Origin of the sequence: Geminisphaera colitermitum TAV2, assembly GCF_000171235.2 — a bacterium.
Lineage (GTDB): Bacteria > Verrucomicrobiota > Verrucomicrobiia > Opitutales > Opitutaceae > Geminisphaera > Geminisphaera colitermitum.
The window spans coordinates 1-10,315 of sequence record NZ_ABEA03000044.1; the positions used below are offsets into that span (position 1 = coordinate 1).

Here is a 10,315-nt window from a genome sequence, read left to right on the forward strand (position 1 = left end):
CATCCAAGGATGAGCCTGATGATCCTGCGGGGGCTTTTGATTTTCGAGATGTCGGGGGGGGGGGGGGGGGGGCTTCGAGGAGGTCGAAGAATCCGCTCTGACCGGCGGCGCGGTCCTTGGCTTGCAGGACGGCGGAGGCGAGGGCGGCATCGACACGGGCAAAAATGGCTTTGCGCGACTCGCCGGAAAAATCGAACGCGCCGGTTTTGGCAAGGTGTTCGAGCACGCGTTTGTTGGCGGATTTGTTGTCCACACGAAGAGTAAAGTCGTCGAAATCCTTGTACGGGCCGTTGGCCTCGCGCTCGGCGATGATCTTTTGCGACGCGCCTTCACCCACGCCCTTGATGCCGGCGAGCCCGAAGCGGATTTTGTCGCCGACGGGCGTGAAGTTGGCGCCGGATTCGTTGATGTCGGGGCCGAGCACGGTGAGGCCCATGGCCTCGGCCTCGGCAATGAAGTGCGCGACTTTTTCCGCGTTGCCAAGTTCGGCGGTGAGCACGGCGGCCATGAACTGCACGGGGTAGTTGGCTTTCAGATACGCGGTCTGGTAGGCGACGACGGCATAGGCGGCGGAGTGCGATTTGTTGAAGCCGTATTGGGCGAACTTGTTCAACAGGTCGAAGATTTCGTTGGCCTTCTTTTCGTCGATGTTGTGGTGCTCCTTCGCGCCGGACACGAATTTGACGCGCTCCTGCGCCATGGCCTCGGCGTCCTTCTTGCCCATGGCGCGGCGGAGCATGTCGGCGCCGCCGAGGGTGTAACCGGCGATGACGCGGGCGCACTCCATGACTTGCTCCTGATAGACGATGATGCCGAAGGTTTCCTTGAGGACGGGTTCGAGGAGTTTGTGCGGGTAGGTGATGTTGGCGGGGTCTTTTTTGCCGCGGGCGTAGTCGGGGATGAATTGCATGGGGCCGGGACGATAGAGCGCGGAGATGGCGTTGATGTCGTCCACGGTCGAGATGCCGACCTGGCGGGATGCGTTTTGCATGCCGGGGGATTCGAGCTGGAACACGCCGACGGTTTTGCCGGCGTTGAGGAGTTCATAGGTCTTGGGGTCGTCGAGGGGGATGGTGTCGATGTCGAAGTCCTTCTGGCCGGGCACGGTGTGGCGGACGTTGTCCACGGCGTCGGAGATGATGGTGAGGGTTTTGAGGCCAAGGAAGTCCATCTTGAGGAGGCCGAGTTTGGTGATGGCTCCCATGTCGAATTGGACGGTGACGTCGCCTTCTTGCGAGGTGAGGGGAACGAAGTCGTCGAGGGGTTGGTCGGTGATGATGATGCCGGCGGCGTGTTTGCCGGTGTTGCGTACCAAGCCTTCCACTACAAGGGCGGTGTCGATGATGCGCTTGGTCATCGGGTTTCGGGAGATCTCGGTGCGCAGTTCCTCGGACTTTTTGATCGAGTCTTCGAGCGAGATGCCGATCTCCTCGGGGATCATCTTGGAGATGCGGTCGGCGTCGGCAAAGGCGAGGTCGTGCACGCGGGCAATGTCGCGGATGGCCATTTTCGCGCCAAGGGTGCCGTAGGTGATGATGTTGGCGACGCAGTCGTTGCCGTATTTTTGGCGCACGTAGTTGATGACTTCTTCGCGGCGGCGCATGCAGAAATCGATGTCGAAGTCGGGGGGCGACACGCGTTCGGGGTTGAGGAAGCGTTCGAAGAGGAGGCCGAAGCGGATGGGGTCGATGTTGGTAATGCCGAGGAGGTAGGCAACGAGGCAGCCTGCACCGGAGCCGCGTCCGGGGCCGACGGGGATGGTGTGTTGTTTGGCCCAGTTGATGAAGTCCCAGACGACGAGGAAATAATCGACGAAGCCGGTGACGTTGATGATCGCCTGCTCGTAACCCATGCGCAGGACGAGGACTTCCTCGGGGGCGAGTTCGGTGTAGTCGGGAGGAGCGGGTTTTTGGCCGGGGGCGAGGTTGTGGAGTTTGGCAAGGCGTTCGGCTACGACGGGGCGCAGGGCCACGGGGTCGTGGTCGTGGCCGTAGCGGTGCTTGAGTCCTTCGACGCAGAGTTGATGGAGGTATTGGGATGCCGAATACCGGGCCTTGATCTCGGCGGGGAGGGGGTAGCGGGGGTAGCGTTCGGAGCCTTTGGGGAAGGGGATGGAGAGGTCGCACATTTCGGCGACGGCGAGGGTGTTGGTCAGGGATTCGGGGAGTTCGCGTCCGAAGATTTTGAACATTTCGTCGCGCGACTTGAGGTAAAATTCTTGGGTGTCGAATTTCATCCGGTTTTCCTCGGCGAGCTTGGCGCCGGTCTGGATGCAGAGGAGGGCGTCGTGAGGGTTGGCGTCCTCGGAGCGGATGTAGTGAACGTCGTTGGTGGCGATGACTTTCAGGCCAAATTCTTCGCCGAGTTTGAGGAGGCCGGGGATGATTTTGCGTTGTTCGGGGATGCCGTGGTCCTGGATTTCTACAAAATAGTTTTCGCGTCCGAAAATCTCCACGTATCGGGCGCAGGCGGCGCGGGCGTCCTCGAAGCGGTCGTGCATGAGGTTTTGGCAGACTTCGGAGGCGAGGCAGCCGGTGAAGCCGATGAGTCCTTTGGAGTAGCGGGCGAGGGTTTCGAGGTCGGCGCGGGGCTTGTAATAAAAGCCTTTGAGGTGGGCGTCGGAGACGAGTTTGAGGAGGTTTTGATAGCCTTCGAGGTTTCGGGCGAGGACGCCGAGGTGGTAGTAGCTTTTGCCGTCTTCGGATTTGCCGGTTTTTTCGAGGCGTGAGCCGGGGGCGATGTAAAATTCGCAGCCGATGAGGGGTTTGATGCCGGCTTTCTTGGCTTCGTTGTAGAACGAGATCGCGCCAAACATGTTGCCGTGGTCGGTGAGGGCGATGGCGGTCTGGCCAAGTTCTTTGGCGCGCGACATGAGGCGGTCCACGCGGCAGGAGCCGTCGAGCAGGCTGTAGTCGGTGTGAACGTGGAGGTGGATGAAATCGGATGGCGACGGCACCGGGGCAAAAAAGCGGAAAAGCAGGGGGGCTGAAAGCGGAAAGCAGGGGGGGGGGGGGGATTTCGTAGTTCGGAGTTTTACTGCCAAAGAACTCCTAAATTTACGTTTTTGGACAGCAAAGTCGCCAAGGCGCAAAGGAAGAAATTTCTTTGATTCACAATTCTTTATTCTGATCTTTGCGGCTTTGCGGCTTCGCTGTTTTCTTCAACTTTTAGTAACTCCTGCCAATCCAAACCGTTTGGCTCCCGAATAGGGAAGGACGCACGGTTCGGGCTAAAGCATTTTCAAAAAATCTGCAGCCATCACCGAACTGGTAGGGAGGCCTCTCCGAGGCCTCCGCAAGCACGCTCCAACCACCTATGAGTTTCGCATCCTCACACCACGCACGACGGAGGCCTCGGACGGAGCGCAGCAGCGCGGAGATGGCATCGCCGAAGGCGATGGCCCGAAGGGCTGCCCTCGACAGAGGGCACAAAGACCTCCCTACCGTTAAGACATCGGCTACCGTTTTAAATGAAATGCTCTAAAGCTCCGAACCTACGGGGGGGGGGGGGGGGGGGGACGCTCAAAGCCGCCGCTCTCCGCGCTCGTTGGTGCGGATTCGCCCCGGGTTTGTCCGATGGGGAGGACCGAAGATTTTGCCCGTCGCCCGAATTTTGCCCGGTCCTTGTGGCCGCCTGGACNGAATGTGCCGGGTGAATCTGCGCCNTTTTCCAAGCAACGTCTGTCCGGAAGACCGAACGAATTTCCAACNTTTCCGTCCTTGTGGCANNGAAAAATCCGACCCGGTGTAATTCCGGAAACCCGCGAATAGAATTTCGGTGTGCCCCCTTTTTGACGTCCGAAGCCCTTCACCTCGGTGATCGTCATGCCTTCGATGCCGATGGCGGAAAGGGCTTCTTTCACGTTTTCCAGTTTAAAGGGTTTGATGATGGCAATGATGAGCTTCATGGAACGAACGGTATCTAGCAAAATGCTGAAAACTGAAATGCTAAAAAGCTGAAATGGGGAACATCCCCCACCCTTCCTCCCCCCCCCCCCGCGCATGGAGAGGGAGTTCTGATTTCAGTTTTTTAGCTTTTTAGCCTTTCGGTTTTTTCATCAGGCGGTGGCTTTGACGAATTTCGCTTCGGCGGCGTCCCAATCCACCACGTTCCAGAAGGCGGCGATGTAGTCGGGACGGCGGTTTTGGTAATTCAGGTAGTAGGCGTGCTCCCACACATCGAGGCCGATGATGGGTTTGCCTTCGATGCCGGCCACGGCCTTGCCCATGAGCGGGCTGTCTTGGTTGGCGGTGGAGCCAACGGCGAGTTTTTGAGGACGATCTCCATCCGCCGTGACATAGAGCCAGGCCCAGCCGGAGCCGAAGCGCGTGGCGGCGGCCTTGGCGAATTCTTCCTTGAATTTATCAAAGCTGCCAAAGGTGGTCACGATGGCCTCGGCGAGCTTGCCCTTGGGAGCGCCGCCCTTGCCGGGGCCGATGATCTTCCAGAAGAAGCTGTGGTTGGCGTGTCCGCCGCCATTGTTGCGCACGGCGGTGCGGATGGCTTCGGGGACTTTGGTCAGGTCGGAGATCAGTTCGCAAACGCAGTCGGGACCGGTGATGTTGGCAGAGGCGAGGGCGTTGTTGAGATTGGTGATGTAGGCTTGGTGATGCTTGGTGTGGTGGATTTCCATCGTCCGGGCATCAATGTGAGGCGCGAGGGCGTCGTTCGCGTAGGCGAGTTTGGGAAGTTCGTAAGCCATGGTTGGTTGTTGTGTTGTGATTTTATAGTAAGGAACGGAAGGTTTCCAACGTGCGCGGGTTCCGACCAGCGTCAACCATCCCGCTCATTCTTCCTCTTCCGGCAACTCGGCGGAGGGAGCGTCGGCGCCGGATGAGAGAGGCGGGAGGGGCGAGCGTTTTTGGCGAAAGAAGGTCTGGAGCAGCACGCGGCACTCGTCCTCAAGCACGCCGCCCGCCGTGATGCCGAGGTGGTGATTGACGCGCGGCAGGGCGTTGAGGTCGGTCGCGCCACCGAGGCAGCCCATCTTGGGGTCGGGCACGGCGTAGCAGACGCGTTTGAGGCGCGACATGAGCGTGGCACCCGAGCACATGGGGCAGGGTTCCTTGGTCACGTAGAGCGTGCACTCCTCCAGCCGCCAGTCGCCGAGGGCGGAGGCGGCTTGCGTGATGGCGAGCATCTCGGCGTGGGCGGTCGGATCGTTCGCACTCTCCACGCCGTTGTGCGCCGAGGCGATGACTTCGCCGCTGCGCTCGATCACGCAGCCGATGGGGACTTCGTCCCGACGCCAGGCGTCGATGGCCTGATTGTAGGCGAGCGACATGTAAAACACGTCGTCGCGCACAAGCTGCGACGGGAAGCGTTTGTCGAAGGGGCAGTCGTGTTGGACGGGTTTGACCATGATGGAGGCGGGAGTCCCGCGTCCAACGGACATGCGAAGAACACGCCCGGGCGCAAGGCCGGAGGCAGGGCTGCCGGCGAGGGGGGGGGGGGGAGGAGGCCGCATGCGCGCACTCACTCGAAAACGCCTGCGACACGCGGCGGATTTGCCGGGCTCCAAGAGTTAAAACCTTGACTAACGGAGCCGGATTTTGCCTTACAAGTGCCTTTTACGCTCTACGCATGACTGAAACTCTCTCCACCGGCTGTATGGCCAATTTGTATGTCTGACGGCAATTCGATCGAAGTTGAAGGCAAGATCGTGGCCGTCCTCCCCGGCACGATGTTCAAAGTTGAATTGGCCAACGGCCACGTAGTCCTCGCCCACATCTCGGGCAAACTGCGCAAGAATTTCATCAAAATCGCCTCCGGCGACAGCGTGAAAATGGAGATGAGTCCCTACGACTTGGAAAAGGCGCGCATCACCTACCGCATGCGCGACACGCCCCCTCCGGGCTACCGCCAGCAACAAGGCCCGCGCCGCCGCCGCTAATTTTGACGGCCCGCGCCGGACTGAGGATCGCCCCCATGCCGGCCAGAAAAAAAAAATCCCCTTCCGCCAACATCACATCCCGCGCAACCGACGCCCATGCCGCAGGCGTGACCGCAGGTGTGAACATGACGGCGGAGTTGCCCCCCGGACTGGCCGATCCGATCACGGATTTTTGCGCCGTCCTTGAACTCGAACGCGGACGCTCCGACCACACGGTCGAGGCCTACGAGAGCGACCTGACGCAGTGCGCGACCTTCCTCCAGCGCCAGAAAAAACTGGCCGACTGGCGCGCAGTCACCGGCGCGGCGGTGACGGACTGGCTGTATTCACTTGATGGAGACGATTACAGCGTGGCGAGCCTTGCGCGAAAACTCTCCGCGCTGCGGATGTTTGCCCGCCACCTCGTGCGCGAACAAACGCGCCCGGACGATTTCACCGAGCTCTTGCAAGGCCCCAAGCTCGTGCGCCGCGTGCCCGGCACGCTCAACGCGGAAGAAGTGGCGCGTTTGCTCGCAGCACCGGGGGGGGGGGGGGGGGGGGGGGGGCCCCACGCCCTGCGCGACCGGGCGATCCTGGAGTTGTTTTACTCCAGCGGCCTGCGTGTATCCGAATTATCAGGACTCCTCTTGCAGCAGGTTGACCTGGAGAACGGCATGCTCCGCGTCTTCGGCAAAGGCGCCAAGGAACGCGTCGTGCCCGTGGGGAGCAAGGCCCGCGAAGCCCTTGCCACGTATCTCACCGCCGCGCGCCATCACTTCGTGAAAGAGAAAAAAACCGGCAGCCAACTCTTCCTCAGCGAACGCGGCACCGCGATCTCCCGCAAAATGCTTTGGGTGCTGGTCAAAAAATACACGAAACTCGCCGGCATCACCAAACCGGTGAAACCCCACCTCCTTCGCCACTCCTTCGCCACGCACCTCCTCAGCGGCGGCGCCGACCTGCGCGCCATTCAGGAAATGCTCGGCCACGCCACCATCGGCACGACCCAAATCTACACCGCCGTCGAGGAACGCCGCCTGCTGGACCAGCACGCCAGATTCCACCCGCGCAACCAAGAGGAATAACACACGCTGAAATCTCCCATGCGGCACACGACGCGGCGCATTTGCTAATACCCTGCCTTCGTTCGAACTAATACTCGCACAACCACAACATCTGGTGCATTGACCGCACAAAAACCACAACCCATAGCGTTTCCCCTGTCCGTTTCTTCTACTGTTTATTGTTAGCTTTACGAGGATTCCGCCTCCGTCCGCCACTCTGGCCGGGCCTGGCCAGAAGTCCTCAACCCACCCGCAACGCAACGCCGTTAACACGCGCCTCGCGCGCACCCACTGTTCACGTTGTTGCGTTTTTCTTCTGCCAAGAGTTTGTCAGCACGCTGCCAAATTCAACCACACCAATCCCGCCGACCTCCCGTCTCAGAACCAACCGTCAACCCGTTTCACCGCGCCATTCGGCGCATCACCACCATGTCTCTGCATCTGCCCACACCCGCCCAGGATCTCGCCGCCTTCCTTCGCAACGCCGCCCCCACCCTCCCCGTCCAAGTCCGCAAACGTGACGGGCGCCTCGTCCCCTTCGACGCCAAACGCATCACCCGCGCCCTCTCGCGTGCCGGCACCGCCACCGGCGAATTTGACGACGCCATGGCCCACCGCCTCACCCTCCGCGTCATCAACCTCCTCCTCGCCACCGTCGCCGACACCACGCCCACCGTCGAACAAGTGCAGGACGTCATCGAGGAATTCCTGCTCGACTCCCCCTTCCGCAAGACCGCCCGCGCCCTCATCGTTTACCGCGACCAGCACAAACGCCTCCGCGAAGTCACCGCCCGCCAGGACGTCGCTCTCATCGACGGCTACCTCAAGCAACTCGACTGGCAGGTCCGCGAAAACAGCAACATGAGCTACTCGCTTCAGGGCCTCAACAACTACCTCTCCTCCGCTGTATCCAAAACCTACTGGCTCAACGCCATCTACCCGCCCGAAATTCGCACCGCGCACGAAAACGGCGACTTCCACCTCCACGACCTCAACCAACTCTCTGTTTACTGCGTCGGCTGGGACCTCCACGACCTCCTCCTCCAAGGCTTCTGCGGCGTCCCAGGCAAAGTCGAGTCGCGCCCCGCAAAACACCTCCGCACCGCGCTCGGGCAGATCATCAACTTTTTCTACACCCTTCAGGGCGAAGCCGCGGGCGCGCAGGCATTTTCGAGCTTCGACACCCTTCTCGCGCCCTTCATCCGCTTCGACAACCTCACCTACGAACAAGTCAAACAATCGCTCCAGGAATTTATCTTCAACATCAACGTCCCCACGCGCGTCGGCTTCCAGACCCCGTTCACCAACGTCACCCTTGACCTCGTCTGCCCGCGTCACATGGCCGACGAACCCGTGGTCCACGGCGGCATCCACCGCGAGGAGACCTACGGACAGTTCCAAGCCGAGATGAACCTCTTCAACCGCGCCTTCTTCGCCGTCATGACCGAAGGCGACGCCAAGGGCCGCGTCATGACATTTCCGATACCCACCATCAACCTCACCCCCGATTTCGACTGGGACAACCCCGAACTCGAAGGACTCTGGGAGATGACCGGCCGCTATGGCATCCCGTATTTTTCCAACTTCATCAACTCCGACATGAAGCCCGAGGATGCGCGCTCCATGTGCTGCCGTCTCCGGATTGACAATACACAACTCGAAAAGCGCGGCGGCGGCCTCTTCGGCGCGCACCCGCTCACCGGCTCCGTCGGCGTTGTCACGATCAACCTCCCCCGCCTCGGCCACCATGCCGCCGGGGACGTTCCCGGCACGCCCGGCGAAGACGCCCCGCTCGCCGCCCGCGAGGAAGCCTTCCGCACCCGCCTCGCCGCCCTCATGGACATCGCCCGCGAGAGCCTGGAGATCAAAAGAAAACTCCTCGAACGCCTCACCTCCGCCGGCCTCTATCCCTACACCACGCACTACCTCCGCCACATGCAGGAGCGTTTTGGTGCGTATTGGAAAAACCATTTTTCCACCATCGGACTCGTCGGCATGAACGAAGCCTGCACCAACCTCGGCTTCGGCGGCATCAACACCCCCGAAGGCCGCGCCTTCGCCCTGCGCACGCTCGACTACATGCGCGACCGCCTCGTCGCCTACCAGCGCGAGACCGGCAACCACTACAACCTTGAGGCCACCCCCGCCGAAGGCACCAGCTATCGCCTCGCCAAGAAGGACAAGGAACTCTTCCCCTCCATGCTCGTCGCCAACGAGGAGGACCTCATGCAGGGCGCCAAGCCCTACTACACCAACTCCACGCACCTCCCCGTGCAGGCCACCGACGACCTCTTCGAGGCCCTCGACCATCAGGACGAACTGCAAACCAGATACACCGGCGGCACCGTCCTCCACCTTTTCCTCGGCGAGCGCATCGCCGACCCGAAGAACGTAAAAAACCTCGTGCGCCGCATCGCGCAAAAACACCGCCTGCCCTACTTTTCGCTCACGCCCACCTTCAGCGTGTGCCCGGAACACGGATACATCGCAGGCGAGCACCACATCTGTCCCAAGTGCGGCAAGAAGGCCGAGGTTTACTCGCGCGTCGTCGGCTACCTCCGCCCCATCCAGCAGTGGAACGAAGGCAAGCAGGCCGAGTTCAAGCGCCGCCGCGTTTACAAAGTGCCGTCCTCCGCAAGCCCCGTCCTGCCCGTGCCCGAACTCATCGCTGGCTGACCGCTCATGGACCTTTATGGGCCACATGACCCCATGTGTCCCATAAAGCCACTCCCCCCCCCCCCCCCCCTCTCATGCGCATCGGCGGCTACGTTCCCTGTTCGCTCAGCGATTTTCCCGGTCGCATCGCCGCCGTGGTCTTCACGCAAGGCTGCAACTGGCGCTGCCCCTGGTGCCACAACACCGCGCTCGTTTACCCGGAGCAATTCACCACTCCGATCCCCGAGGCCGACATTTTACAAAAACTCGCCACCCGCCGCGGCAAGCTTGACGGCGTCGTCATCAGCGGCGGTGAACCCACGCTTCACCCCGACCTCCCCGACTTCATCCGCCGCGTCCGCGCCCTCGGTTTTCTGATAAAACTCGACACCAATGGAAGCCGTCCCGCCGTCGTTCGCGCGCTCATAGCCGAAGGACTTCTGGATTTCGTGGCGACCGACATCAAGGCCCCCTGGCCCCGTTACGCCGAAGCCGCCGGCCTCCCCTCCCCCACCTTCGACACGGCGGCCCTTCAGGAAACTCTCGCCCTCCTCCGCGAGTCCGGCATCGAGCACCAACTACGCACCACCCGCTGGCCCGGCCTCACCGAAGCCGACGCCCCCGATATCGAAACCATCGCCGCCGGTTCCCCGCACGTCTGGCAGGAATACCGCCCCGTGTCCCCCTGACTTTTGCTGTCAAGCAGGCGAAGCCCAAGGAGCGG

At 61.3% G+C, this 10,315-nt stretch carries 7 protein-coding genes and 1 pseudogene; 4 read left to right on the forward strand and 4 right to left on the reverse strand.

What is annotated here, in order from left to right:
* The 4 genes and pseudogenes from dnaE to OBACDRAFT_RS05750 all read right to left on the reverse strand — a co-directional run.
* The coding region (gene dnaE, locus OBACDRAFT_RS05735; RefSeq protein WP_052361283.1) for a DNA polymerase III subunit alpha at window positions 1–2,956 on the reverse strand (2,956 nt) is incomplete at its 3' end.
* An 822-nt stretch (window positions 2,957–3,778) separates the two neighbouring features.
* Window positions 3,779–3,907, reverse strand: a pseudogene (locus tag OBACDRAFT_RS31110) (P-II family nitrogen regulator); the annotation flags it as partial.
* Window positions 3,908–4,057: 150 nt separating this feature from the next.
* Entirely contained in the window at window positions 4,058–4,702 is a 645-nt protein-coding gene (locus OBACDRAFT_RS05745) for a superoxide dismutase (protein WP_043583630.1), read from the reverse strand.
* Window positions 4,703–4,786: 84 nt separating this feature from the next.
* A complete protein-coding gene (locus tag OBACDRAFT_RS05750) occupies window positions 4,787–5,362 on the reverse strand; it encodes a deaminase (protein ID WP_052361284.1) in 576 nt (191 codons plus the stop codon).
* A gap of 261 nt (window positions 5,363–5,623) precedes the next feature.
* Between OBACDRAFT_RS05750 and infA the strand changes: the two genes are divergently transcribed.
* The 4 genes from infA (at window position 5,624) to OBACDRAFT_RS05770 (ending at window position 10,280) form a co-directional block, all read left to right on the forward strand.
* Window positions 5,624–5,893: a translation initiation factor IF-1 gene (infA, locus tag OBACDRAFT_RS05755; protein WP_043583632.1), complete on the forward strand. Its 270-nt coding sequence runs from the start codon at window positions 5,624–5,626 to the stop codon at window positions 5,891–5,893.
* A 35-nt stretch (window positions 5,894–5,928) separates the two neighbouring features.
* Window positions 5,929–6,957: a tyrosine recombinase gene (locus tag OBACDRAFT_RS05760; RefSeq protein ID WP_232766709.1), complete on the forward strand. Its 1,029-nt coding sequence runs from the start codon at window positions 5,929–5,931 to the stop codon at window positions 6,955–6,957.
* Window positions 6,958–7,365: 408 nt separating this feature from the next.
* Complete coding sequence (locus OBACDRAFT_RS05765) at window positions 7,366–9,612, forward strand: ribonucleoside triphosphate reductase (protein WP_052361282.1); 2,247 nt, start codon at window positions 7,366–7,368, stop codon at window positions 9,610–9,612.
* 35 nt (window positions 9,613–9,647) lie between these two features.
* Window positions 9,648–10,280 (forward strand): anaerobic ribonucleoside-triphosphate reductase activating protein, encoded by a 633-nt coding sequence (locus OBACDRAFT_RS05770; RefSeq protein WP_232766711.1) that lies wholly within the window; start codon window positions 9,648–9,650, stop codon window positions 10,278–10,280.
* Window positions 10,281–10,315: the final 35 nt, after the last annotated feature.